Below are 23,422 nucleotides of genomic sequence, written 5' to 3'. Positions count from 1 at the left end.
AGGCAGGCGACATGCTGCAGATTGATCTTTGGAAACGGCTCCTGATCTGGCTGACCGTGGGAGTGGGGCTGGCCTTGGCCCTGCCCAACGGCTTCTATTCGCGGGTCGAGGGGGCCAATGACGCGCGTGCGGCGCTTGAGGCGATGCCCGCGGGGGCCAGCGATGCCACGCTTGAGGCGCAAGCGGCAAACTGGCCATCTTTCATGCCCTCGTCGCTTGTCAATCTGGGCCTCGATCTGCGCGGTGGTGCGCATCTTCTGGCCGAGGTGAGGGTTGCCGATGTCTATGAGGCGCGCCTTCAGGGCATGTGGCCCGATGTGCGGGACCTGCTGCGGGAAGAGCGTGACACGGTCGGAACGATCCGCCTGCAACCCTCTGCCACAGACGAATTACGCGTGCGGTTGAACGAGCGTCCCGATCAGGCGCAGCGCGCGGCGGAACTTGTGCGCGGTCTGGCGCGGCCTGTAAGCAGCCTGACAGGGGCAGGGGCCAGCGACATCGACGTTTCGGTGGACGGCAGCGATATCGTGATCCGCCTGTCCGAGGCCGAGCGTCAGGCGACTGATGACCGCACTGTGCAGCAATCATTGGAAATCATCCGCCGCCGCATAGACGAGGTCGGCACACGCGAGCCCACGATCCAGCGGCAGGGCGCGGACCGTATCCTGATTCAGGTTCCGGGTGTGGGATCGGCTGCCGAGTTGAAAGAGATCATCGGGACCACGGCGCAACTGACATTCCAGCCCGTGGTCACACGCACGACAAATGCCCAGATGCCCCCCGGCGCGGGCAACGAGCTGTTGCCGTCACTGGACGAACAGGGCCAGTTCTACGTTCTGGAACAGGCCCCCGTCGTCACGGGCGAGGAATTGGTCGACGCCCAACCCGCCTTTGACCAGAACGGCCGTCCCGCGGTGAATTTCCGCTTCAACCCCACCGGGGCGCGCAAGTTCGGGGATTATACGGCCGCCAATATCGGCAACCCCTTCGCCATCGTGCTGGATAACGAGGTGATCAGCGCCCCGGTGATCCAGAGCCATATCCCGGGCGGATCGGGGATCATCACCGGCAACTTCACCGTCGAGGAAAGCACGCAGCTGGCCGTGCTTCTGCGCGCGGGCGCGCTGCCTGCAGGGCTGGATTTCCTTGAGGAACGCACGATCGGGCCGGAATTGGGTGCCGACAGCATCGAGGCCGGCAAGATCGCCTGCATTGTGGCAGGCATCGCCGTTCTGGTCTTCATGGTGCTAAGCTACGGGCTGTTCGGGGTCTTTGCCAATATTGCGCTGATCATCAACGTGGCGCTGATCTTCGGGCTGCTGTCGCTCATCGGTTCGACCCTGACCCTGCCGGGGATCGCCGGGATCGTGCTGACCATCGGTATGGCGGTCGATGCCAATGTGCTGGTGTTCGAGCGGATCCGCGAGGAACTCAAGACCGCCAAAGGCCCGGCACGCGCCATCGACCTTGGCTATGAAAAGGCGCTGAGCGCGATTGTCGACGCCAATATCACCACATTCATGACCGCCTTGATCCTCTACGTCATGGGCTCCGGCCCGGTGCGCGGCTTTGCGATAACGCTGGGTCTGGGCATCCTGACCTCGGTTTTCACGGCCATTTTCGTCACGCGGTTGATCATCGTGATCTGGTTCGAGCGCCGCCGCCCCAAGACAATCGAGGTATGAGATGCGCCTGAGACTTGTTCCGGAAACCACGAATTTCGATTTCTTCGGTCGCCCGACCCTTTGGTTGGGCATTTCCGGCCTCATGATGGTGGCCGCGCTGGTGTCCTTCTTCGTGCAGGGCTTGAACTACGGCATCGACTTCCGCGGCGGCACCACGATCCGCACGGAAAGCGCGCAGACCATCGACATCGGCGCCTATCGCGCCGCGGTGGACACGCTGGGTCTGGGCGATGTGACCATCACCGAGATTTTCGATCCAAGCTTCGGGCCTGACGAAAACGTCGCCATGGTCCGCATTCAGGCGCAGGACGATCAAGAGGCGGTCACTCCCGAATTGATCGCGGCCGTCGAGGGCGCCTTGCAACAGGCCGTGCCGGACATCCGTTTCATTTCGGTCGAATCGGTGGGGCCGAAAGTGTCGGGAGAGTTGATCATGACGGCAAGCATTGCCGTCGTTCTGGCGATCTCGGCGGTGCTGGTCTATATCTGGCTTCGGTTTGAATGGCAGTTCGCAGTCGCCGCCGTGGTGGCGCTTGTGCACGACGTGGTGCTGACCATCGGGATCTTCTCGGAACTCCAGATCAGGTTCGATCTGGCGATCATCGCGGCCCTGCTGACCATCGTCGGTTACTCGCTCAACGACACGGTCGTGGTATTTGACCGGGTGCGCGAGAACCTGCGGAAGTTCAAGCAAAAGCCTCTGCGCGAGGTTCTGAACCTGTCGATCAACGAGACGTTGAGCCGGACGATGATGACCTCGCTCACCACGCTGATTGCACTGATTGCACTGTTCGTGCTGGGCGGCGATGTGATCCGGGGCTTCGTCTTCGCGATGATCTGGGGCATCATCGTCGGGACATATTCCTCGATTTTCGTCGCGTCGATGGTGCTGCTGAAACTGGGCATCAAGCGCGACTGGTCCAAACCTGACGCAAAAGCAGGCACGCAGTTCTCGAACATAGATGCCTGAGGCATTTGCCGAAGCGCTGGCCTTCGACGGGCTGCTCTGGCTGATCGCAGGAACGGTGGTGGCGGGCTTCGTGCGCGGCTTTTCGGGCTTTGGCACGGCGCTGATCTTCATGCCGGTTGCGGGTCAGTTGATGCCGCCTCTCTGGGCGCTCACCGTTCTGGTGGTGATGGATGTGTTCGGCCCGATCCCGAACCTGCCGCGCGCCCGGCGCGACGGCAATCTGGGGGAAGTGGCGCTGCTCACGCTGGCCATGATACTCGCTTTGCCCCTCGGGCTGATGGTGCTGGCCTCGATCCAGCCCGAGGTGTTTCGGTACGCGGTGTCCCTTCTGGCGATCCTTGTTCCGATTCTGCTGCTGGCCGGTCTGCGCTATCGAAGGCCGTTGACACCGCCCATCCTGCTGGGAACGGGGGCCATCAGCGGGTTTCTGGGCGGAGTCGTGGGGGTTCCGGGGCCACCGGTGATCCTGCTTTATCTGGCTTCCACCCGGATGGCGGCACAGGTGCGCGCGAATATCCTGATCTATCTTTTCGCCTTTGATATCGTGCTGATCGCACTTCTGGCGGTGCAGGATCGGCTATACGCGGTGCCAGTGATCCTGGGACTGATACTTGCGCTGCCGGTCATGCTGGCCAATATGGCGGGGGCAGCGATCTTTCGCCCCGAAAAGGAACGGCTTTACCGGGCGGCGGCCTATGTGATCATCGCGGCAGCTGCGATCAGTGGCCTGCCGCTCTGGGATTGAACGCACGGACAAGGGAGGTGCGCGCATGCGAGTGACCGAAGTGAATTTCGACGGCGCCGTGCCGATCGATGGCTATGGGCCGGGGTTTTTTCGTGTTGGCAATCAGGTGGTCGAGGGGCCCGTTCTTGTTACCGTCGAACGCGCAATGTCCTGGGGCGGGCTTGACGATATCGCAGCGTTAGAGGCGTTGGCGGGGCAGGTGGACGTGATCTTTCTGGGCATGGGGGCCGACATTGCCCATGCCCCTCACGGCTTGCGTGATCGGCTGGAAGCACTGGGAATGGGGGTTGAGGTGATGAATTCGCCCGCGGCCTGCCGAACCTACAATGTGCTCCTGTCCGAAGGTCGCAGAGTCGCCGCTGCCGTCCTGCCTGTAGGAGAGGTGCTGCGGTGATCTGCGCCTTTCCGAATATATGAGGATGGGATAGACCATCCGCATGGAGTTGAATGTCACAGGTTTGAGCGTCGCACGTGGGGGAATTCCGGTTCTGGAAGGGCTGGATTTCACGTTGCACGCAGGTGAGGCGCTGATCCTGCGCGGACCCAATGGAGTGGGCAAGACGACTGTGCTGCGCACGGTGGCCGGCTTGCAGCCCCCCTTGGCCGGCACGGTCGGGCTGGAGCGCGAAGCGATGGCCTATGCCGGCCATGCCGATGGGATCAAGACCACCCTCACTGTGCGCGAGAACCTTGAGTTCTGGGCGGAAATCTTCGCCACTGGCCGCATTGATGCAGCCCTTGCAGCATTCGATCTGGTCGGGCTGTCGGATCGCGCCGCAGGTGCTTTGTCGGCGGGCCAGAAGCGCCGTCTTGGCTTGGCGCGCATGGTGGTCACGGGCCGTCCGGTCTGGGTACTGGATGAACCGACCGTCTCGCTGGATGCCAGCGCGGTGGCGCTGTTCGCGGCAGCCGTGCGCACCCATCTGGCAGGGGGCGGCATGGCGCTGATGGCCACGCATATTGATCTGGGTCTGGCCGAGGCCCGCATTCTGGACGTGGCCCCTTACCGCGCCAAGGCACCGGCCCATGACGATTTCGACGGGTCCTTTCTATGAAGGCGCTTTTGTTGCGCGATATCCGCTTGGCGGTGCGGGCAGGGGGCGGCTTTGGGTTGGGGCTGGCCTTTTTCCTGATCGTCGTTGTGCTGGTGCCCTTTGGCGTAGGGCCGGACAGCGGCCTTCTGGCGGTGATTGCACCCGGAATCCTCTGGCTCGGTGCGCTGTTGTCATGCCTTCTGTCGTTGGACCGCATCTTCGCACTGGACTGGGAAGATGGCTCGCTGGACCTGCTGGCCACGGCCCCCTTGCCGATGGAGGCGCTGGTCAGCCTCAAGGCGCTGGCCCATTGGCTGACGACCGGCGTGCCACTTGTTCTGGCCTCGCCGCTCTTTGCCCTGCTGTTGAGCCTGCCGGTCGAGGGGTATCTGCCGCTGGTGATCTCTCTGGCTTTGGGCACGCCTGCCTTAAGCGTGATCGGCACGTTCGGCGCGGCGCTGACCGTCGGATTGAAACGGGGAGGGCTGCTGCTCAGCCTGCTGGTGCTGCCGCTCTATGTGCCCACGCTGATTTTCGGGGCCGAGGTCGCTCGGCGCGGGGCTGAGGGGCTGGATACGGGCGTGCCTTTGGCAATGCTGGCGGGGATCACCTTCGGGGCGATTGCCTTGCTGCCTTTTGCTTCGGCAGCTGTATTGAGAGTAAACCTGCGCTGACAGGGATGTGACTTGCGCCCGCAGGGCGATGGAATAGGAACGGGACATGGCCTCACTCTGGGAATATGCGAACCCCAAAAAGTTCATTCAGACCACGGACAGGCTGTTGCCATGGTTGTCCGTGCTGGCCGCGATCACGCTGGTGATCGGGCTGATCTGGGGCTTCTTCTTCACGCCTGATGACTTCCGGCAAGGCTCGACAGTCAAGATCATCTATCTGCACGTGCCCTCGGCCCTGATGGCGATCAACGCCTGGCTGATGATGCTGGTGGCCTCGCTTGTCTGGATTGTGCGGCGGCACCATGTCTCGGCGCTGGCCGCGCGCGCGGCGGCCCCGGTAGGGGCGGTGATGACGGTCATCGCATTGGCCACCGGGGCGATCTGGGGACAGCCGATGTGGGGCACATGGTGGGCATGGGACCCGCGCCTGACCTCGTTTCTGATCCTGTTTCTGTTCTATCTGGGCTATATCGCGCTGTGGGCCGCGATCGAGAATGACGACACCGCCGCAGACCTCACATCGGTGCTGTGCCTTGTCGGCTCGGTCTTTGCGCTGCTGAGCCGCTATGCGGTGAACTTCTGGAATCAGGGCCTGCATCAGGGCGCGTCCCTGAGCCTTGATAAAGAAAAGAACGTCGCGGATGTGTTCTACCATCCGCTTCTGTTCTGCATCGCGGGGTTTGTGCTGTTGTTCGTCGCGCTGGTGTTCCTGCGCACGCAAACCGAAATTCGTGCCCGCCGGATGCGGGCGCTTCTGGCGCGGGAGAGGCTGGGATGATGCCCGATCTTGGAAAATACGCGGATGCGGTGCTGTCGTCCTATGCGGTGTCCATCCTGCTGATCCTGGCCTTGGTCGCGGTCAGCGTGATGCGCGCGCGCAAGGTGCGGGCCGAGCTGGACGAGGTCGAGAAAAGGAGCCGCCGCAATGGCTAAGCTATCGCCGCTGATGCTGGCCCCGCCGCTGATCTTTGCGGGACTGGCCGCAATGTTCTGGTTCGGCATGGCCCGCGAGGACCCGGATCAGCTGCCGTCGGCGCTGGAGGGACGGCAGGCCCCCGCGGTCGAGGTCACGCAACTTGGGCCGGATGCTCCCTTCACGGATGAGGACCTGCGCCAGGGTGACGTAACGCTGGTCAATTTCTGGGCCAGCTGGTGCGCACCCTGCCGGGTCGAACATCCCAATCTGGAAGCGCTGGCCGCCACGGGGCTGACGATCTATGGGGTCAACTACAAGGACAAGCCTGACAACGCGATGGGCTTTCTGGAAGAGCTGGGCAACCCCTATGTGGGGATGGGCGCGGACGAATCCGGGCGGATGGGTCTGAATTGGGGGCTTTATGGCGTGCCCGAAACCTATGTGATCGACGGGGCAGGCAATATCGTCTTGCGACATGCCGGACCGATCACGCAGCGGGTGATGGACAGCAGCATCCTGCCCGCCATCGAAAAGGCACGCGGCGCGGGATCCTGACTCTGACCCCGACGCCTCGCTGGCGCGTTGCACTTCAGATGAAAAAAGCCCCGGTGCATCGCACCGGGGCTTTGTCTTAGGCTTGAGCCTGTGGATCAGGCCGATTTCGCCAGGTTGCGCAGCACATAGTGCAGCACGCCGCCATTCTCGACATATTCCTTCTCGACAGCCGTATCGATCCGGCATTTGAGTGTGATCTCGCGGGTCTTGCCGTCTGCATAGGTGATGGTGCAGGGCACCTCGGACAGCGGTTTCAGATCACCTTCCAGCCCGGTGATGGACACGGTCTCATCGCCTTTCAGGCCCAGCGTCTTGCGGGTGTCGCCGCCCGTGAACTCGAACGGGATGACGCCCATGCCGACCAGGTTCGAACGGTGAATGCGCTCGAAGGATTCGGCGATCACGGCCTTGACGCCCAGCAGCGCCGTGCCCTTGGCCGCCCAGTCGCGGCTGGACCCCGCGCCATATTCGATGCCGCCAAAGATCACCAACGGGGTGCCATTGGCCTGATAGGCCATCGAGGCGTCGAAGATCGAGGTCTGCACGCCGTCCGGTCCTTTGGTGTAGCCGCCCTCGACCCCGTCCAGCATCTCGTTCTTGATGCGGATGTTGGCGAAGGTGCCGCGCATCATCACCTCGTGGTTGCCGCGACGCGAACCGTAGGAGTTGAACTCACGCACGGGCACCTGACGTTCGATCAGATATTTGCCCGCAGGGGTGCTGTCCTTGAACGATCCCGCCGGGCTGATGTGGTCGGTGGTGATCATGTCCCCCAAGAGCGCCAGAACGCGGGCGCCCTTGATGTCATGGATCACGCCAGCCTCGGTCCCCATGCCCCGGAAATAGGGCGGGTTTTGGATATAGGTCGAAGAGGCCGGCCAGTCATAGGTCTCGCTATCCGTGGTCTCGACCGCTTGCCACTTTTCGTCGCCCTTGAAGACATCGGCGTATTTCTTCTGGAACGCCGCGCGGGTCACGCTGCTTTCCACCAGATCCGCGATCTCTTGCGAGGTCGGCCAGATATCCTTGAGATAGACAGGTTTACCGTCCTTGGAGGTGCCGATCGCATCCTTCGTGATGTCGATATTCATATCCCCCGCGATGGCATAGGCCACCACCAGCGGCGGGCTGGCCAGATAGTTGGCCCGCACGTCGGGGCTGATGCGCCCTTCGAAGTTGCGGTTGCCCGACAGGACCGACACGGCGACCAGATCATGCTCATTGATCGCCTTGGAGATTTCCGGCTGCAGCGGACCCGAGTTGCCGATGCAGGTCGTGCAACCATAACCCACAAGGTTGAAGCCCAGTGCGTCCAGATCCTCTTGCAGGTTGGCCGCTTCCAGATATTCGGACACGACCTGCGAGCCGGGGGCCAGCGACGTCTTGACCCAGGGCTTGCGGGTCAGACCCAGCGCGCGCGCCTTGCGCGCCACCAGACCGGCCCCGATCATCACATAGGGGTTCGAGGTGTTGGTGCAGGAGGTGATCGAGGCGATCACGACCGAACCGTCATGCAGCTTGTAATCCTCGCCTTCGACCTGCGCACTGGAAAAACCGGTGATGTTGCCGGGCACATGGTTCGGGCCGGGCTTGCCGCCTTCTTCCACCATGTCGGACTTTTCAAGCTTGGGGGCAGCGGGCATCTTGCGCAGACCACGGATATAGTCGCCGAACACATGCGCGGCATCAGTCAGCGGAACATGATCCTGCGGACGCTTGGGACCGGAAATCGCGGGCACCACATCGCCCAGATCCAGATGCAGGGTCGAGGTATAGACAGGCGCGTAATCCGCCCCGCGCCAGAACCCGTTCTCCTTGGCATAGGCTTCGACCAGTGCGATGCGATCCTCGTCCCGGCCCGTCTGACGCAGGTAACGCAGCGTCTCGCCGTCGATCGGGAAGAAGCCGCAGGTCGCTCCATATTCGGGCGCCATGTTGGCAATCGTGGCGCGGTCCGCCAGTGGCATGTTGTCCAGACCTTCGCCGTAGAATTCGACGAACTTGCCCACCACGCCATGTTTGCGCAGCATCTGCACGACCTTGAGAACCAGATCGGTGGCGGTGACGCCTTCCATCATCGCGCCGGTGATCTTGAAACCCACGACTTCGGGGATCAGCATCGACACGGGCTGGCCCAGCATCGCCGCCTCGGCTTCGATACCGCCGACGCCCCAGCCCAGAACGGCAAGACCGTTGACCATCGTGGTGTGGCTGTCAGTGCCTACCAGCGTGTCCGGATAGGCCACGGTGGCACCATGCTGGTCGGTATCTGTCCAGACGGTCTGCGCCAGATATTCAAGGTTCACCTGATGGCAGATGCCGGTGCCCGGCGGCACCACGCGGAAGTTGTTGAAGGCCTTCTGACCCCATTTCAGGAAGGTATAACGCTCGATGTTCCGCTCATATTCACGGTCCACGTTCATCTGGAAGGCGCGGGGATTGCCGAATTCGTCGATCATCACCGAATGGTCGATGACCAGATCCACCGGGTTCAGCGGGTTGATCTTCTGCGCATCACCACCCAACGACTTGATCCCGTCGCGCATCGCGGCAAGGTCCACCACGGCCGGCACACCGGTGAAATCCTGCATCAGCACACGGGCCGGGCGATAGGCGATCTCGCGCGGGTTCTGACCCCCGTTGGTAGCCCATTCCGAGAAAGCCTTGATGTCATCGACCGAAACGGTGAAGCCGCCATCCTCGAAGCGCAGCATGTTTTCCAGAACCACCTTCAGCGCGGCGGGCAGGCGCGAGAAATCGCCAAGGCCCGCGGCCTGTGCAGCCGGGATCGAGTAATAGGAAACACTCTGTCCGCCAACCGTAAGGGTCTTGCGGGTCTTGGCGCTGTCTTGTCCGACTGTGATGGGCATCTCTGGCCTCCCTCTGATCAGGAAATAAGGGGTATTGCTGGGCTGCTTTTGACCTATCGCGCGATTTCGATCAAGGGGGGCAGCGACAAAATGTATACCATTGCACACAAAAATTCGTGCATGTTAGACACAGTCACTTACCTCTCTCGAATCCTTGATTGGTCATTTCAATGCGAGACGCCTAGAACCGATGAAACCGAAGTGGAAAGAGACGGAAGCACATGGGGCGTTTCACAACGTGGATGACGGGCATTGTGTCCAGCGGCTTGATCGCGACAGCTGGCATGGTCAGCGCCGAGACACGACCGGTTGTTGTGGAATTGTTCACATCGCAGGGATGCTCGTCCTGCCCTCCGGCCGATGCCTTTCTGCATGAACTCAGCAAGCGCGACGATGTGATCGCACTGGCCCTGCATGTGGACTACTGGGATTATATCGGTTGGAAAGACAGCTTTGCCCAACCGGCCTTCACCCAGCGGCAAAAGGCCTATGCCAAGTCAGGCGGTCGGCGCTCGGTCTATACGCCCCAGATGATCATCGGCGGGCAGGATCACGTCGTGGGCACCCATGAAGAGGATGCGGGCGCGCTGATCAAGCGTCACGCGGCGGTGCAAACGGGCGTGTCCGTGACCGCGGATCGTGATGGTGCCGGAATGGTGACGATCCGGGCCGAAGCCCAAGACGGCGTTCCGGGACCTCTGGTCGTCTATATCGTCGGCTACTCCCCCAGCCAGCGGGTCGAAATCACCCGGGGCGAGAATGCAGGTCGCACCGTGGACTATGCCAATGTCGTGACCGATTGGGTGACGGTGGGCGAGTGGGACCTGTCAGCCCCGCTGATGCTGCAGGCGCAATCGGACAGAGAAAAGCCTGCCGTAGTGATCCTTCAGCACAATGGCACAGGGCCGATCATGGCTGCCGCCCATCTGCGCTGACGGCTGAACCGGCTGGGCTGTGTTTGGCGGCCTTGCCGAATGTCTCGCGGTGCCAGACATAAACGCCCGCGGCCACGATCACGGCGGCTCCCAGCAGGGTCCAGCCATCAGGATACTCCCCGAAGATGACAACGCCCCAGACCGTGGCGAAGATCAGACCTGTATACGCAAATGGCGCCAGCATCCCCGCCTCTCCGAGTGACAGGGCGCGGATCAGAAGAAGTTGCGACAAAGTGCCGAAACTGGCGATGACCAGCATCAGCAGCGCCGACGTCAGATCCAGAGGTTGCCAATAGAAAGGCACCGCGATGGTCATGATCACCGCGCCAAACAGCGCGGTATAAAGCAACGAGGTCCACGGATCTTCGTTCCGGCCCACAAAGCGCGTGGTGATGTTATAGGCCGAATAGGCGAAAGCCGCGATCAGAGGCAGCATGGCATAGGGTGAAAAGACATCCGAGCCGGGCCTGATGATGATCAGGGCACCGATCAGGGCAGCACCGATCCCGAAGGCGCGGCGGATGCCGATCTTCTCGCCCAGAAACAGGGCTGCCCCCAAGGTGATGATCACGGGGTTGACGTTCATGATGGCGGTGGCCTCGGTCAGCCCGATATTGGCGACGCTGAAGAAGAAGAACACGGTGCCGAACATCAGAAAAACCGAACGCGCCAGTTGCAGCCACGGATAGTTCGTGCGCGCCACGGTTTTCAGGCGGGGTGCCACAAGGATCAGGACGAACAGCGCCTGACCCGCATAGCGCGCCCAGACCGCCGGAATGGTCCCGATGCGCGGTGCCAGCGCCTTGGCGGTGGCATCCATCACGGAAAAGCAGAAAATTGCCCCGATCATCAGAAGGATCGCGGTGGCCGTCGGGCTGAGTGTCCTCATCCGCCTTGCGTTGCGTTCTGCGGGGCGCGGGGCAGGCCGGTGCCGATCATGCTGTCGCGTGTAACCCATGCCGCCAGTTCCGCTTCGCGCAGGTCTTCGGTGCCGGCAGGGCGGGCAGGCAGCACGATGTATCGCATGTCGGCGGTGCTGTCATGCACGCGAATCGTGGTGCTGTCGGGCAATTCGACGCCAAATTCGGCCAGCACTGCACGGGGTTCGCGCACTGCACGGCTGCGATAGGCGCGGGTCTTGTACCAGTCAGGCGGCAAGCCCAAAAGGTTGCGCGGATAGCAGGAGCAGAGCGTGCAGACGATCAGGTTATGCGTTTCGGCTGTGTTCTCGACCGCGATCAGATGCAGCGGACCGATATCGAAGCCCATCTCGCGGCTGGCGTCGCCGGCATTCTGCAACAGCCGCTCCTTGAACGCGGGATCGGTCCAGGCCCGCGCCACGACCGCGGCGCCATTGGCCGGGCTGCGGCTGTCCATCAGGTCGATCTGCGCAGCCACTTCGGCGGCAGTGGTCACACCTTTCTCGATCAGCAGTTCGCGCACCGCGATTTCCATACGCTGCCAATAGGTCAGCGGCGCATCATCGTCCTGCCTGTAGGGATGGCCGGATGGGCTGAGGCCGTGGTGATGATGGTCGTGGTCATGATCATGGTCGTGATGGTCATGGGGCATGATCGGGAACCTCTTCCAGCCAATGGGCATAAATCTCGGCGTCAAGCGTATCCTCGGGGCGTTCCGCGCGGTCACCCCACAGTTCGGCCATGGTAAAGCGTACGCGGTAGAGCGGCTTTCTCTCGGCGGGCAGGCCATAGGCCAGTTGCTCGGGATTGCCGAACTCGCCCAAGGCACGCTCGATGATGCCCGTTTTGCCGCGCAGATAGGCAGGGGCGCGAACATGGCCGGGGGGCATCAGCGTGCGGACACGGACACGTTCAGCCATGGCGATGATCCGCTCTGTCATGAGTCGCTTCGCCATAGGTGGTGCCGCGCTGCGCGACGACCTCCATCCGGGTGGCCAATTCCTCAAGCGTATAGACACCGCCTTCGATCAGGTTCTGGTTCACCGCCGCGATCCAGCGTTCATAATAGCTGTGCTTTTCGAAGGCGTCTTCGCCCATATCCTCCAGCGCACGGCGCAGACCATCGACGGTGAAATGTCCCTTGGAGGAACACAGCACCATCAGCGCATCCACGCGTTTCTCCCAAAGGGCGAAGTCATGCCCTTCCTTGGGGACAGGCCCAGCCTCATCCCCACCCATGTCATGCCAGCGGCGTCCAGAAATATCGCTCATGTCCGCAGGTTAGGCGCGCTGGCCTGCGCTGTCCACAACGAGTTGCAGTGTCCGATGCTGCCGCATGACAGGGGGCGCCTAGCTCTCTGCCTCCTCGTTGCCGGGGTTGCGCATGACCAAGTCGCCTGTTTCCTGAAGGGTGCGAATGGCGCTGGTTATGGCTGTCATCGCCTCTTCCCCCGTCTTGGTCTTGACCTTGCCCAGTTGGGACACCTCCTCCCGCAGACCATCCGCAAGCCGGGTCGAGATGTTGGCCAGCATGAAGTCGGCCGCCGCCGTGAATTCGTCTCCCAGCGTCTGCGCATGGGCGATGGCGGCCACAAGGGCGGACTGCTCCACCACGCGGACGATCTTGGGCATGTCGCGCGGGTCGATCCGGTCGGTGATATTGGCAAAAGTAAAGATGGCGCGACGGACATTGTTTGCAAAATCGGAATCGGTTTCTTCCAGCCCCGACAACACATCATTGCGCGTGGCTGTCGTGGCCAGGTTCAGAATTGCGCCGACCCGCTGCTCTGGTCCATCTGCGAAGGCTCGATCAGGCGAGGCATCCAGTTGCATCGCCAGCGACAGACCGATCCGGTAGACCGTTTCAGGGGTGACCGCGCCGGTCTGGGACATGGCATAGGCGATGCGGCGCGCCGTGGCGCCGGGCAAACGGCCCAGCAGATCGGCTGATTTCGCAACATCCAGCTTGGACAGCATCACGGCCGCGACTTCGACAGCCTCGGATGTCAGGAACGGCAAAAGCAATTCCGCCGGGGTGCTGCGCAACCTGTCCCATGGATCACCGGATTGACGCACGCCAGCCTCCTTGCGCAGGCGCGCGGCGGTTTGCGGGCTGATCCGCCCATCAAGGGCTGTCAGCGCCCCCGCAACGCCGCGGGGGAAAAGTAGGGCGATCTGTTCCAGTTCTTGCGCGAATTCCGAGACGACAGCCGCCAGCGTCGCGCGGTCCACATGGCGCATCTGGCCGAATTGCCGCGCCAAAGCGGTCTGCAGATCCTCCGGCAGGTCTGCCAGAGTCAGGTCGGCCCCTTCCGACAGCAGAAACTGCACCACGATCGCCGCCTTTTCGCGTTGCGACAAGGGCGCGGCGGAGGTGGTGGCGCCCGATCGGCTGGATATAGGGGGCAGACTCAGCATCGCGACCTCACATGAACCCGGTTCAGATAAGGCTGCAAAGATGAACAAAGCCTGAAGTCAGGCCGTTGTCTCAATTGCAATTTTAGGTAATTCGGTCGCGGCGTAAGCTCTCATGCTCGCCGCTGTCCCGGTCCACTGCCGGGATGTGCCGCGCCCTGGCCGGAAGCCGGAAGGGCGCGGAGGCGATATCAGCCGCTCAGCTGCTGGGTGCAGGTGCGGGTCTCGCTGTCCCAGACCATGCCTTCGGCGCAGGACATGGCCTGATGGCTGGAGGAACAAGCAGCACTGACCATCATCGGGGCGAGGGTCAGCACCAGGGCGGCAAATGCGGTCTTCAACTTCATTGCGTACTCCCTATGTGGTTGGAACCCTAAGGTAGCACGCAATCCCGTTACGTCAAAATGCCGTTTCGCGTCACTTTGTTCCAAACACACGGGCGAAAATCGTATCCACATGCTTGGTGTGATAGCCCAGATCGAACTTCTCCTCGATCTCGGCGGGGGACAGGGCGGCGGTCACGTCCGGGTCGGCCAGCAACTCGGTCTTGAAATCCGCGCCCTTCTCCCAGACCTTCATCGCGTTGCGCTGCACCAGAGTATAGCTGTCCTCGCGGCTGACCCCGGCCTGGGTCAAGGCCAGCAGCACCCGCTGCGACATCACAAGGCCACGGAATTTATTCATATTGGCCAGCATGTTGTCCGGATAGATCACCAGCTTGTCCACCAGCCCGGTCAGACGCGCCAAGGCGAAATCCAGTGTGATCGTTGTATCCGGCCCGATCATCCGCTCGACCGAAGAATGCGAAATATCCCGCTCGTGCCACAGTGCGACATTCTCCATCGCCGGGATCACCGCCATGCGCACCAGCCGCGCCAGACCCGTCAGGTTCTCGCTCAGCACCGGGTTGCGCTTGTGGGGCATCGCGCTGGAGCCTTTTTGCCCTTTGCTGAAAAATTCCTCGGCCTCCAGCACTTCTGTGCGCTGCATGTGCCGGATTTCGATGGCAATGTTCTCGATGCTCGACGCGATCACACCCAACGTGGCGAAGAAGGCAGCATGGCGGTCGCGCGGAATCACCTGCGTGCTGATAGGTTCGGGGATCAGGCCCAGCTTGGCGCAGACATGCTCTTCCACGCGCGGATCGATATTGGCGAACGTGCCGACAGCGCCCGAAATGGCCCCGGTTGCGATTTCCTCGCGTGCGGTGCGCAGGCGGCGCAGATTGCGGTCCATCTCGGCATAGAAGCGCGCGAAGGTCAGGCCCATGGTCGTGGGCTCTGCATGGATGCCGTGGCTGCGCCCAATGCGGACCGTATCCTTGTGCTCATAGGCGCGGCGTTTGAGGGCAGCCAGAAGCGCCTCCATATCGGCGATCAGCAGATCGGCCGCACGGGTCAGTTGCACATTCAGGCAGGTATCCAGCACATCCGAGGATGTCATGCCCTGATGCACGAAACGCGCGGCATCCGATCCCACATGCTCGGCCAGATGGGTCAGGAAAGCGATCACGTCATGCTTCGTGACAGCCTCGATCTCGTCGATCCGGGCCACATCGAACTCCACGTCTTTTGCTTTCCAGACCGCCTCGGCGTTCTCGCGCGGAATCACGCCCAGATCGGCCATCGCGTCGCAGGCATGGGCCTCGATCTCGAACCAGATGCGGAATTTCGTCTCGGGCGACCAGATCGCGACCATGTCGGGGCGGGAATAGCGGGGGATCATGGGATATCCTTGTTGGCAGCGGTTTGCGCAGTCTTTAACGGGGGGCAGGCGTGGCGGCAAGGGTTGGAGGGCAAGCGATGCTGGCGTTGCAGGATTTCGAAGGGCTGTGGCTGTTGGAACGGCAGATCTCGGATGCGCTGGGGCCGGACGCGGTTTTCACCGGGACCGCAAGGTTCACTCCGGATGATGCGGGCCTGACCCTGCATGAGGCGGGGCGGCTGAACCTGACGGGGCAGGGCGGATTTCAGGCTGAACGCCGCTATCTCTGGCGGCAGGAGGGGACCGGAATCGCCGTGCTCTTCGCCGATGGGCGCTATTTTCACCGTTTCGAGCCGGGCGAAACAGCCGAAGCGGACCACTGGTGCGACCCGGATACATATAAGGTGCGCTATGACTTTGGCGGTTGGCCCGTCTGGCAAGCCGAGTGGCGCGTGACCGGGCCCCGCAAGGACTATGTCATGCGGTCGCTTTACACACCGATGCCGGTGTAAATCGGCGCAGATGTGCCTTGGCCCTTGCGATGGAGCGGGGGCTGGGGCAGAAACAGGGCCGCAATGACAACTCTGCAAAGGAGGCTGGCGGATGGCGCTTGCTCTGACTAACAAGGTTCTGGTTGAGGCCGTCGCCCCGCGCGAAGGCACGCAGCTGCTGGTGAAACAGGCCGCGCTGGTGGTGCTGGGTATCGCGGTTCTGGCGATCGCCGCCAAGATCAAGGTCCCGATGTGGCCGGTGCCGATCACCATGGGCACCTTCGCGGTGCTGACGATTGGCGCGGCCTATGGCGCGCGGCTGGGTCTGGTCACGATCCTGGGTTACATGATCATCGGCGCGCTTGGCTTTGACGTCTTCGCCGGTTCATCCGCCGAAGCTTATGGCCTGTCCTACATGATGGGCGGCACGGGCGGTTATCTGCTGGGCTATGTGATGGCGACAGTAGCCCTTGGCTGGTTCGCACAAGCAGGCTGGGACCGTTCGGCGGGCAAGATGGCGCTGGCGATGCTGGCGGGCAACGTGATCATCTACGTGCCGGGCCTGATCTGGCTGGGGATGCTCTATGGCTGGGACAAGCCGATCCTGCAGTGGGGTCTGACGCCCTTCCTGATCGGGGATGCGCTGAAACTGGCGCTGGCGGCGGCCTTGCTGCCCGCTCTGTGGAAACTGGTTGGCCGCGCCCGCGGCTGATAGTCCTCTCTACTCGACCAAGAAAAGCGCAACCCTGTGTTGCGCTTTTTTCGTTTCTGGCCCGCGTGTCCTGCGGCGATCCAGCCCTGCGGGTCCGCCGTCCACGATCTTCCTGCAGCAGTCATACAAGGCGCCCTTGACGGGCATTGACGGGCAGGCGACGGCCTGCACCCAGCGCCTTTCGGGTGGAAAACGGGTATTGCAACCCCATCCGCCACATTCCTGATCACGACTATTTCAAATGTGGCAATATTGGGCGCATACAGCCCGGCCTGCCATTGCAGTCCTGCGAGGCAGAAAATCCACGTTCCCGCTGAAAAACCGCGTGTTGATCTCTGGAGTAAACAACCATAAATTGCTTTCTGGGCGGAAATACGCCGATGACTAGAGGGCAAGAAGTGTTGCATCTTTTCAAATGTGGAGAAAATAGGGCAGAAAAAAGAAGACGATATCCAATTTCATCTGGACGATGGAGGCGATTTCTCATCTATTGGTGGAAAAAATGACGAGAGCAGGCAATGAAACATAGCAGAGAAGCAGCAGGAGTCGGACTGGCTCGGTCTGTATTCCCAGAACTTCCGCCTGTTGTCAGAGAACAACCAGAGGTTTCGCGCTCGCGTCTCCGTGATCTGCTGCCCGATCTGCCTGCGGTCAAGCCGCGCATCCCTGAAGCCGTGTCTGCGGTGATGGGGCATGTGAAGGCGACCACACTGTCATTCTCCAACCTGCATCAATATGGCGATCTGTTCGTCAGCCTCCTGAAGGCGCGCAAGAAGACCTTCATCGACCGGCTTCACTGGAGCCTGCCCGAGGCCGAGGGGATGGAGTTCGACCAATATGACACGCCGCTCAGCCGCTGGATCGTGGTTCACGAATTCGGCGAGATCCTCGCCGGGATCCGCCTGACGCCGACGACGGCGCGTTGTGGCGTCTATTCCTATATGCTGCGCGATGCGCAGAAGGGGATGTTGGAAAGCATCCCCACCGATGTCCTGTTCTTCGAGGCCCCCGTCAATCCACGGATCTGGGAGGCCTCGCGCCTCTTCGTGTCCCCCGATGTGCCGGCGCATCGCCGTCTGGCCGTGCAGGCCGCATTGATGGGGCAGTTGAGCGAATCCGCCCGCAGCTATGGCGCAACCCATGTCATCGGGATCGTGCCAGCCGTCTGGTCGCGCTGGTTGCGCCGCCTTGACCTCAGCGCGGTGCCTGTCGGACCGAAGTTCTCGATCGACGACACGGTCAGCCAGGCCGCCCTTTTCACAGTGGCGCGCTACGTCAACTGATCAGGCGATTTGCCCGTTTGTGGCGATCATTCGAATCCTGCCTTGTTTGGATTGAAAGCGCTGCCTTCAATTCATCTCAATTCCGATGGGATGTCGTGCAGGCATGCCTGAAATGCGCGAACATTACCATTTGGCAGCCTTTTTGTGGTCATATTCCGCAATTATTCCTTGTTTGGAAGAGTTTGAGGGTTTCGATCCGGAATGTTCATCCTCTCTGGTAGAGTTTAGCGGGCTGAGCGGGTGTCAATTCAAGGCTTTCGCGGATGCCCAATCCGATGATGACTACCGGGAGATATCCCGGGGAAATGGTCCGGTGAGTATGGTTCAAGTGTAGCGATGTGACAGCGTGGTGAGTGTTCTTCGGTAGAGCACTGGCTGCGCCCCGAGGCCACTCTCGGGAAAAGGTGAGGGACCGAACCTTGATCGGTCGAAAATGCGGAGGTCCGTGAGGACATGGCGATAGTCGAGCAATTCTTGCCCAAGAAGGACGATTGGTATCCGATCGACCGGCTCGAACGGCAGCTGAAGGACTACATCAACGTCAGCGAGAATCTGATCTGGCAACGTCAGGCGATCTTTCTGGCGGCCACCTTGCTTGCCGCATTCTATTTCAGCCCCGTTGTATCCTTCTCGTCCTATGCGGCCGTGCTGTTCACCGAGGTGCTGGACCTCATCCTCGCACGCAATGTGAATCGGTGGACGGACCACGATCCCGCCAAGGCCCGCAAATTCCTGTGGTGGGTGATGGTCAATACGGTGGCCAGCGCCGTCGCCATCAGTCTGTTCGTGATTCTGATCACCTTGCAGCAGACCTCTGGCGGACATTTCACGCCGTTGTTTTTCCTGTTTGCGGCGTCGTTGTTCGCGGCAGTGAACAACCACCAGCTTCTGCCAGCGCTGTTCCTGCGGCTCAGCGTCTATGGTGCGACCTTCGTCTTCATCGCGACATGGGACATTATCCGCCTGAACCCGCCGATCGACTCGGACGTCTGGTTGCAGTTCTTCACGGTGGCTTTCGTGATGTATTTCATCGTCGATTGCTCGTTCGTCTTTCTCAAACTCTATCGGCGCGGTCTGGCGCAGATCGAGGAAATCACGCTGGAGCACGAAAAGACAAAGGCTGCGCTTGAGATCAAGTCGCAGTTTCTGTCGACAGTCAGCCACGAATTGCGCACGCCGCTCACGTCGATCAAGGGCACGCTTGATCTGGTCAACAGTGGCGTCATGGGGCCGGTCCCCGATCAGATGCAACCCGTTCTTGGTATCGCGGCCAAGAACAGCAAGCGCCTGGCCGATCTGATCAACGATCTGCTGGACCTTCAAAAGATCGAAGCCGGCGAGATGGCCTTCCGCTTCAACATGCTGAACGTGCGCGAACTGGTGGATGATTCGGTTACCCTGAGCCGGGGCTATGCCGAGCAGATGGATGTGTCGCTGTCAGTTACCCATGCGGATGAAGATATCTTCATCAACGGCGACGCGGGACGGCTGTCGCAGGTGATGGCCAACCTGATTTCGAACGCCTCCAAGTTCTCGCACAAGGGCGGCACTGTGGACATTTCGGTCAAGCGGGTGGATGGCCGGGTGCGGATCTACGTCAAGGACAAGGGCGTGGGAATTCCCGAGAACGCCAAGGAACGGGTGTTCGGTCGTTTCAGCCAGGTCGATTCCTCGGATCAGCGCCGTGTCGGCGGGACGGGGCTTGGGATGAATATCTCGAAAAAGATCATCGAACGCCATGATGGCCAGATCGACTATGAAAGCACACTCGGACATGGGACGACCTTCTTTATCGAGTTCGACATCGTCCCGCATACCCCCGTGGTCACCGGAACCCAGCCCGAGGAAGGACGTCGATGGAAAACAGCGTGACGCCCGAACACGAGCGGTAGGAGACCGGGACAGAAACGTCGTTTCTGGCGATTGCCGGGTTGATTTGAAGATTGATGTGACCGACTGTGTCGGTCCGCGATGGTCAGAGCGTGCGGTTTCGCGTAATCGGTTTGGTCCTGATCCGATCTCGCGGTGAACAAAGGTGACAGAGATGGAAAAACTGCAGCGTATCCTGCATGTCGATGATGCCGAAGACATCCGGATGATCATCAAGATCACCTTGGAGATGGTTGGCGGATTCCATGTCGATCAATTCTCCTCCGGGCAGGAGGCTGTGGACGGTGCGGTGGGTTGTGAGCCGCAACTTTTCCTTCTGGATTTCATGATGCCGGACATGGATGGCATGGAAACCTGGACTGCGCTTCGATCCCTGCCGGGTTTCGCGGATATCCCCGCGATTTTCGTGACTGCCAAGGCGGAAGAGAATTTTTCACAGAACATGTTGGACAAGGGCGCGCTTGCCGTGATTACCAAGCCCTTCGATCCGATGGAGCTCTGCGGCCAGATCGAGCAAGCCTGGATCGGCCATCAGGAACATGTGAAGGGCTAACCGGCCAGCGTCGTGACGATCTTGCTGGTGCGTTCCAGCGTGCGATGAACCGGGCATTTTTCAGCGATGTCCATCAACCGGCTGCGCTGATCCTCGGTCAGGTTTCCTTGCAGATGGATCTCGCGGCGAAAGCTGTCGATCTTGTCCCCCGAGCCGGCCTTGGCGTCCTGCGCGTGCATCTTGTCATGGCACACATCCACGCGCACATGGTCCAGAGGCCAGCCCTTGCGTCTGGCATACATGCGGATCGTCATCGAGGTGCAGGCCCCCAGACCCGCGGCGATAAATCCATAAGGAGACATGCCGCGATTGGTGCCGCCATAGGCCCGCGGCTCGTCCGCGCGGGCATGATGATACGGGCCGGCGGTCACATCCTGCAAAAACCCGTTGGGGTCGGCTTCGGAGACCCGGACGATACCTTCCGGCACACCGGGCGGCGGGGCGGGGGGACGCAGGTCCAGATAACGACTGGCCCAAGTTGCGATCACATCCGCTGCGTAATCGGCATCCGTGGCGCGGCTGATCAGATGATCCGCGTCATCCAGCGTGACGAAACTTTTCGGATGTTTGGCCGCCATGAAGATACGCGTCGCATTGTCGATGGCGACGATTTCGTCACGAGGCGCGTGCATCAACAGAAGGGCGGCCCGCAAGCGGGCCAGTTCGGGGGCGATGGAGGCTCCCTCCACATCGTCGAGAAAGGCCCGCGTGATGCGGAACGGGCGTCCACCCAGATCAACCTCGGCCTCGCCCTCGTCCCGGATACGGTCCAGCGAGTCATGGAAGTTATGGGTCACATGGTCCGGATCGAAGGGGGCACCCAGCGTGGCGACCGCCTTGATCCCCTTGATCTCGGGCGCGACCTTGAGCATGGCCGCACCACCCAGCGAATGGCCCACCAGCAGGCTTGGCGGCATGCCCTGATCCGCCAGCCAGGATGCCGCGGCGCGGATATCGGCAACGTTCGAGGTGAAGCCCGTATTGGAAAACTCTCCGCCGGAATGGCCCAACCCTGTAAAGTCGAAGCGCAGAACCGCCAGCCCCATCGTGGCCAGACGCTGCGAAATCCGGCGGGCGGCGGCGATGTCCTTGGAACAGGTGAAGCAATGGGCAAACAGCGCAGTCGCCAGATGCGGCCCTTCGGGCAGGTCCAGCCGCGCGGCCAATTGGCTGCCATCATGGCCGCTGAAAGTGATGTGTTCGCTGGGCATGTGCGGCGTCCTTTGTGCTTCGTTCAAGAGTGAGCGCGGGGACGCATGGGCGCAACCCATGTGTCATCGCCTTCACGCCAAGGTGACGCTACGCGATGGACAGGCGGGACGACGGGCCGCTCCGGCCGCCCATGTCCGAGGTGCCTTGCAGAGGCGTCGTTTTCCGGCTCAAATCGGGATCATGACCGCGATCCTTCAAACCCGCCTCAGCTATGACCCGACCACACCCCGGCCTTTGCCGGGGACCGCACCGATGGATCCTGCCGACTGGATCATCGTCGACGAGGCCTATGCCGCCCAGATGGAAACCCGCGCGCAGTTGTTGGCGCAGCGGCGTGACAAGGTTCTGGCCATGGACGCGAAGGCGCGACCTGCCGCTCTCGAATTGCTGGATGCCGTTATGAATGTGCTGGCGACACGTGCCGATTTTGCTGTGACGGATCAGCAGGTGCAGCGACCCGACGGCATGCGCGTCATATTGGACCGGAACGATCCGATGGGCACATTGGGCCATCTGGTGCAGCAGGATCTGTGCCTGATGGAAAAGCGCGGTGACGAACATGTCCTGACAGCCGCTGTCCTGTGCTTCCCGGCAAGCTGGACGCTGGCGGAAAAGTTCATGCGACCACTGACCGGCATCCATGTGCCCGTCGACAGCTATGACGACAGCATGGCCCGCCGCGTGCAGCGTCTTTTCGACGGGGTGCAGGTGGGACGCCCGCTCTGGCGGTTCAACGCGCTTTGGTATGTCGATCCGACCCTGCATCAGCCCCGGAGCGAGGCTGACCGACGGCCAGAGCGGGGCGCGCAGGACGCCAATTACCTTCGCACGGAACGTCAGAGCCTTCTGCGCTTGCCAAAGACCGGCGCGGTCGTGTTCGGCATTCACACCAGCGTGCTGGAGCGCGCGATCGTGCGGGCGTTGTGGCCGGCCGCCTAAAGCTTAGCCGTCGATCTGCCGCGCCATGATGGCGATGGCCTTCTGATAGACCCCCGCAGCGTTCCATTCCTGAATCACACGAAAATTCGGCTCGCCCTCCTGATAGCCCAATCCGGGCTGCCACCCTTTCTGGCGCAGGAAATTGGCCGTCGAAGCCAAAGAGTCGGTGATATTGTTCATGTCGATGCGCCCGTCGCCATTGGCGTCAACCGCATAGCGCAGCACATTGCCCGGCAGAAACTGGGTATGGCCCAGCTCCCCATGTTTCGCCCCCACCGCCTGTGGTGAAATCGTGCCGCGATCCACCAGTTGCAGCGCGGCGATCGTATGTTCGGTGAAGAAAGCCGACCGACGGCAGTCATAGGCCAGCGTGGCAATGGCGGACAGGACATTGCTGTCGCCCATGAAACTGCCAAAGGCGGTTTCCATCCCGTGGATCGCGATGATCACGCCTGCGGATACACCGTATTGCCTCTCCAACGCGTCATAGAAGGCCGCATCGCGCGCTTTGCGTTTCTTGCCTTGGGCCACGATCGTGCTGGCACCGCGCACCTCCATGAAACGCTCCAGCGTGAAGCCGAAACTTTTCTGATTGCGGTCCGCAGCGATGGTGCGGGTGGCGTAGGTGGTGCCGGCAAGGGCCGCCAAGCCCCTCTCCTTGACGCCTGACGCGGCCGCGATCGGGGCAAAGTCGCGTTTCCATGCCTCGAACCCCGCAGCGGTGTTGCCGCATTGCGCGGCCTCCAAAGGCCCTGCCAGAAGGCCGCAAAGGGTAAGTGAGCCAATGGAAATCCCAAGCGAAAAGCGCGTCATGTGAATGAACCCTGCATGAATATGGCGACATGATACCCAGCGCCAGCCTCAGGCGCAAATGAAACAAGCGCCCCGACGGGCAAATTGGGGCGCTTGACCTGCCTTC

26 protein-coding genes are annotated in these 23,422 nt (G+C 61.5%); 16 read left to right on the top strand and 10 right to left on the bottom strand.

The features are described from left to right. The first annotated feature begins 11 nt into the window (after nt 1-11). The 9 genes from secD to PVW27_RS02770 are packed head-to-tail and all read left to right on the top strand — an operon-like array spanning nt 12 to nt 6,579. Nucleotides 12-1,685, top strand: a complete 1,674-nt coding sequence (secD, locus tag PVW27_RS02810) for a protein translocase subunit SecD (RefSeq protein WP_274555013.1) — start codon at nt 12-14, stop codon at nt 1,683-1,685. 1 nt (nt 1,686) lies between these two features. After that, on the top strand, nt 1,687-2,655 hold the full coding sequence (gene secF, locus PVW27_RS02805; RefSeq protein WP_274555012.1) for a protein translocase subunit SecF: 969 nt from the start codon (nt 1,687-1,689) through the stop codon (nt 2,653-2,655). After that, nucleotides 2,648-3,400, top strand: coding sequence for a sulfite exporter TauE/SafE family protein (locus tag PVW27_RS02800; protein WP_274555011.1), 753 nt, complete (start codon nt 2,648-2,650; stop codon nt 3,398-3,400). Before secF ends, PVW27_RS02800 begins: the two co-directional genes overlap by 8 nt. Before the next feature lie 25 nt (nt 3,401-3,425). Next, nucleotides 3,426-3,794: an Mth938-like domain-containing protein gene (locus PVW27_RS02795; protein ID WP_274555010.1), complete on the top strand. Its 369-nt coding sequence runs from the start codon at nt 3,426-3,428 to the stop codon at nt 3,792-3,794. A gap of 43 nt (nt 3,795-3,837) precedes the next feature. Next, complete coding sequence (ccmA, locus tag PVW27_RS02790) at nt 3,838-4,455, top strand: heme ABC exporter ATP-binding protein CcmA (RefSeq protein ID WP_274555009.1); 618 nt, start codon at nt 3,838-3,840, stop codon at nt 4,453-4,455. Then, on the top strand, nt 4,452-5,108 hold the full coding sequence (gene ccmB / locus PVW27_RS02785; RefSeq protein ID WP_274555008.1) for a heme exporter protein CcmB: 657 nt from the start codon (nt 4,452-4,454) through the stop codon (nt 5,106-5,108). The genes ccmA and ccmB overlap by 4 nt, the downstream gene beginning before the upstream one ends. Nucleotides 5,109-5,154: 46 nt before the next feature. Further along, the gene (locus tag PVW27_RS02780) at nt 5,155-5,886 is read left to right on the top strand and encodes a heme ABC transporter permease (protein ID WP_274555007.1); all 732 of its coding nucleotides are present in this window, start codon (nt 5,155-5,157) and stop codon (nt 5,884-5,886) included. After that, nucleotides 5,883-6,041, top strand: coding sequence for a heme exporter protein CcmD (gene ccmD / locus PVW27_RS02775; protein WP_274555006.1), 159 nt, complete (start codon nt 5,883-5,885; stop codon nt 6,039-6,041). Before PVW27_RS02780 ends, ccmD begins: the two co-directional genes overlap by 4 nt. Further along, nucleotides 6,034-6,579: a DsbE family thiol:disulfide interchange protein gene (locus tag PVW27_RS02770; protein ID WP_274555005.1), complete on the top strand. Its 546-nt coding sequence runs from the start codon at nt 6,034-6,036 to the stop codon at nt 6,577-6,579. The genes ccmD and PVW27_RS02770 overlap by 8 nt, the downstream gene beginning before the upstream one ends. A gap of 95 nt (nt 6,580-6,674) precedes the next feature. Here PVW27_RS02770 and acnA read toward each other — a convergent pair whose 3' ends face one another. Then, on the bottom strand, nt 6,675-9,449 hold the full coding sequence (gene acnA / locus PVW27_RS02765) for an aconitate hydratase AcnA (RefSeq protein ID WP_274555004.1): 2,775 nt from the start codon (nt 9,447-9,449) through the stop codon (nt 6,675-6,677). 221 nt (nt 9,450-9,670) lie between these two features. Here acnA and PVW27_RS02760 point away from each other — a divergent pair, with 221 nt between their 5' ends. Further along, nucleotides 9,671-10,384, top strand: a complete 714-nt coding sequence (locus PVW27_RS02760) for a DUF1223 domain-containing protein (protein WP_274555003.1) — start codon at nt 9,671-9,673, stop codon at nt 10,382-10,384. Here PVW27_RS02760 and PVW27_RS02755 read toward each other — a convergent pair. From PVW27_RS02755 to purB, 7 genes are all read right to left on the bottom strand, one after another. Beyond that, nucleotides 10,359-11,273, bottom strand: coding sequence for a DMT family transporter (locus tag PVW27_RS02755; RefSeq protein ID WP_274555002.1), 915 nt, complete (start codon nt 11,271-11,273; stop codon nt 10,359-10,361). The two genes, PVW27_RS02760 and PVW27_RS02755, sit on opposite strands and share 26 nt — an antisense overlap. Beyond that, the gene (gene nthA / locus PVW27_RS02750) at nt 11,270-11,956 is read right to left on the bottom strand and encodes a nitrile hydratase subunit alpha (protein ID WP_274555001.1); all 687 of its coding nucleotides are present in this window, start codon (nt 11,954-11,956) and stop codon (nt 11,270-11,272) included. The genes PVW27_RS02755 and nthA overlap by 4 nt, the downstream gene beginning before the upstream one ends. Continuing rightward, nucleotides 11,946-12,224, bottom strand: coding sequence for an SH3-like domain-containing protein (locus PVW27_RS02745; protein WP_274555000.1), 279 nt, complete (start codon nt 12,222-12,224; stop codon nt 11,946-11,948). Before PVW27_RS02745 ends, nthA begins: the two co-directional genes overlap by 11 nt. Further along, nucleotides 12,217-12,576: an SH3-like domain-containing protein gene (locus tag PVW27_RS02740; RefSeq protein WP_274554999.1), complete on the bottom strand. Its 360-nt coding sequence runs from the start codon at nt 12,574-12,576 to the stop codon at nt 12,217-12,219. The genes PVW27_RS02745 and PVW27_RS02740 overlap by 8 nt, the downstream gene beginning before the upstream one ends. Nucleotides 12,577-12,654: 78 nt before the next feature. Next, nucleotides 12,655-13,722, bottom strand: a complete 1,068-nt coding sequence (locus PVW27_RS02735; RefSeq protein WP_274554998.1) for a flagellar motor switch protein FliG — start codon at nt 13,720-13,722, stop codon at nt 12,655-12,657. A 188-nt stretch (nt 13,723-13,910) separates the two neighbouring features. Continuing rightward, complete coding sequence (locus PVW27_RS02730) at nt 13,911-14,066, bottom strand: hypothetical protein (protein WP_274554997.1); 156 nt, start codon at nt 14,064-14,066, stop codon at nt 13,911-13,913. Nucleotides 14,067-14,136: 70 nt separating this feature from the next. Further along, the gene (gene purB / locus PVW27_RS02725) at nt 14,137-15,444 is read right to left on the bottom strand and encodes an adenylosuccinate lyase (protein ID WP_274554996.1); all 1,308 of its coding nucleotides are present in this window, start codon (nt 15,442-15,444) and stop codon (nt 14,137-14,139) included. 77 nt (nt 15,445-15,521) lie between these two features. Here purB and PVW27_RS02720 point away from each other — a divergent pair, with 77 nt between their 5' ends. The 5 genes from PVW27_RS02720 to PVW27_RS02700 all read left to right on the top strand — a co-directional run bounded on the left by PVW27_RS02720 (nt 15,522) and on the right by PVW27_RS02700 (nt 20,352). Beyond that, on the top strand, nt 15,522-15,935 hold the full coding sequence (locus PVW27_RS02720) for a DUF6314 family protein (RefSeq protein WP_274554995.1): 414 nt from the start codon (nt 15,522-15,524) through the stop codon (nt 15,933-15,935). A gap of 91 nt (nt 15,936-16,026) precedes the next feature. Next, the gene (locus tag PVW27_RS02715) at nt 16,027-16,626 is read left to right on the top strand and encodes a biotin transporter BioY (RefSeq protein WP_274554994.1); all 600 of its coding nucleotides are present in this window, start codon (nt 16,027-16,029) and stop codon (nt 16,624-16,626) included. Nucleotides 16,627-17,144: 518 nt separating this feature from the next. Further along, nucleotides 17,145-17,909 (top strand): acyl-homoserine-lactone synthase, encoded by a 765-nt coding sequence (locus PVW27_RS02710; protein WP_274554993.1) that lies wholly within the window; start codon nt 17,145-17,147, stop codon nt 17,907-17,909. A 453-nt stretch (nt 17,910-18,362) separates the two neighbouring features. Then, nucleotides 18,363-19,781, top strand: coding sequence for a sensor histidine kinase (locus PVW27_RS02705; RefSeq protein ID WP_274554992.1), 1,419 nt, complete (start codon nt 18,363-18,365; stop codon nt 19,779-19,781). Nucleotides 19,782-19,953: 172 nt separating this feature from the next. Beyond that, nucleotides 19,954-20,352: a response regulator gene (locus PVW27_RS02700; protein WP_274554991.1), complete on the top strand. Its 399-nt coding sequence runs from the start codon at nt 19,954-19,956 to the stop codon at nt 20,350-20,352. Here the strand turns inward: PVW27_RS02700 and PVW27_RS02695 are convergent. Continuing rightward, nucleotides 20,349-21,563, bottom strand: a complete 1,215-nt coding sequence (locus tag PVW27_RS02695) for a bifunctional alpha/beta hydrolase/OsmC family protein (RefSeq protein WP_274554990.1) — start codon at nt 21,561-21,563, stop codon at nt 20,349-20,351. The genes PVW27_RS02700 and PVW27_RS02695 overlap by 4 nt on opposite strands. A gap of 181 nt (nt 21,564-21,744) precedes the next feature. Here PVW27_RS02695 and PVW27_RS02690 point away from each other — a divergent pair, with 181 nt between their 5' ends. Continuing rightward, entirely contained in the window at nt 21,745-22,503 is a 759-nt protein-coding gene (locus tag PVW27_RS02690) for a heme-dependent oxidative N-demethylase family protein (RefSeq protein WP_274554989.1), read from the top strand. A gap of 3 nt (nt 22,504-22,506) precedes the next feature. On the opposite strand, the gene PVW27_RS02685 is transcribed toward PVW27_RS02690, so the two are convergent. Continuing rightward, on the bottom strand, nt 22,507-23,316 hold the full coding sequence (locus tag PVW27_RS02685) for a lytic murein transglycosylase (RefSeq protein ID WP_274554988.1): 810 nt from the start codon (nt 23,314-23,316) through the stop codon (nt 22,507-22,509). Between the last annotated feature and the right edge of the window lie 106 nt (nt 23,317-23,422).

It is taken from the genome of Seohaeicola sp. 4SK31, assembly GCF_028802875.1.
Classification (GTDB): Bacteria; Pseudomonadota; Alphaproteobacteria; order Rhodobacterales; family Rhodobacteraceae; genus Seohaeicola.
Note: the sequence above shows the minus strand (reverse complement) of the source record. Positions and strands in the feature narration are given on the sequence as shown.

Coding starts and splice junctions, on each gene's coding strand:
- secD (WP_274555013.1), top strand. CDS start 12: ATGCTGCAGATTGATCTTTGGAAACGGCTCCTGATCTGGCTGACCGTG.
- secF (WP_274555012.1), top strand. CDS start 1,687: ATGCGCCTGAGACTTGTTCCGGAAACCACGAATTTCGATTTCTTCGGT.
- PVW27_RS02800 (WP_274555011.1), top strand. CDS start 2,648: ATGCCTGAGGCATTTGCCGAAGCGCTGGCCTTCGACGGGCTGCTCTGG.
- PVW27_RS02795 (WP_274555010.1), top strand. CDS start 3,426: ATGCGAGTGACCGAAGTGAATTTCGACGGCGCCGTGCCGATCGATGGC.
- ccmA (WP_274555009.1), top strand. CDS start 3,838: ATGGAGTTGAATGTCACAGGTTTGAGCGTCGCACGTGGGGGAATTCCG.
- ccmB (WP_274555008.1), top strand. CDS start 4,452: ATGAAGGCGCTTTTGTTGCGCGATATCCGCTTGGCGGTGCGGGCAGGG.
- PVW27_RS02780 (WP_274555007.1), top strand. CDS start 5,155: ATGGCCTCACTCTGGGAATATGCGAACCCCAAAAAGTTCATTCAGACC.
- ccmD (WP_274555006.1), top strand. CDS start 5,883: ATGATGCCCGATCTTGGAAAATACGCGGATGCGGTGCTGTCGTCCTAT.
- PVW27_RS02770 (WP_274555005.1), top strand. CDS start 6,034: ATGGCTAAGCTATCGCCGCTGATGCTGGCCCCGCCGCTGATCTTTGCG.
- acnA (WP_274555004.1), bottom strand. CDS start 9,449: ATGCCCATCACAGTCGGACAAGACAGCGCCAAGACCCGCAAGACCCTT.
- PVW27_RS02760 (WP_274555003.1), top strand. CDS start 9,671: ATGGGGCGTTTCACAACGTGGATGACGGGCATTGTGTCCAGCGGCTTG.
- PVW27_RS02755 (WP_274555002.1), bottom strand. CDS start 11,273: ATGAGGACACTCAGCCCGACGGCCACCGCGATCCTTCTGATGATCGGG.
- nthA (WP_274555001.1), bottom strand. CDS start 11,956: ATGCCCCATGACCATCACGACCATGATCATGACCACGACCATCATCAC.
- PVW27_RS02745 (WP_274555000.1), bottom strand. CDS start 12,224: ATGGCTGAACGTGTCCGTGTCCGCACGCTGATGCCCCCCGGCCATGTT.
- PVW27_RS02740 (WP_274554999.1), bottom strand. CDS start 12,576: ATGAGCGATATTTCTGGACGCCGCTGGCATGACATGGGTGGGGATGAG.
- PVW27_RS02735 (WP_274554998.1), bottom strand. CDS start 13,722: ATGCTGAGTCTGCCCCCTATATCCAGCCGATCGGGCGCCACCACCTCC.
- PVW27_RS02730 (WP_274554997.1), bottom strand. CDS start 14,066: ATGAAGTTGAAGACCGCATTTGCCGCCCTGGTGCTGACCCTCGCCCCG.
- purB (WP_274554996.1), bottom strand. CDS start 15,444: ATGATCCCCCGCTATTCCCGCCCCGACATGGTCGCGATCTGGTCGCCC.
- PVW27_RS02720 (WP_274554995.1), top strand. CDS start 15,522: ATGCTGGCGTTGCAGGATTTCGAAGGGCTGTGGCTGTTGGAACGGCAG.
- PVW27_RS02715 (WP_274554994.1), top strand. CDS start 16,027: ATGGCGCTTGCTCTGACTAACAAGGTTCTGGTTGAGGCCGTCGCCCCG.
- PVW27_RS02710 (WP_274554993.1), top strand. CDS start 17,145: ATGAAACATAGCAGAGAAGCAGCAGGAGTCGGACTGGCTCGGTCTGTA.
- PVW27_RS02705 (WP_274554992.1), top strand. CDS start 18,363: ATGGCGATAGTCGAGCAATTCTTGCCCAAGAAGGACGATTGGTATCCG.
- PVW27_RS02700 (WP_274554991.1), top strand. CDS start 19,954: ATGGAAAAACTGCAGCGTATCCTGCATGTCGATGATGCCGAAGACATC.
- PVW27_RS02695 (WP_274554990.1), bottom strand. CDS start 21,563: ATGCCCAGCGAACACATCACTTTCAGCGGCCATGATGGCAGCCAATTG.
- PVW27_RS02690 (WP_274554989.1), top strand. CDS start 21,745: ATGACCGCGATCCTTCAAACCCGCCTCAGCTATGACCCGACCACACCC.
- PVW27_RS02685 (WP_274554988.1), bottom strand. CDS start 23,316: ATGACGCGCTTTTCGCTTGGGATTTCCATTGGCTCACTTACCCTTTGC.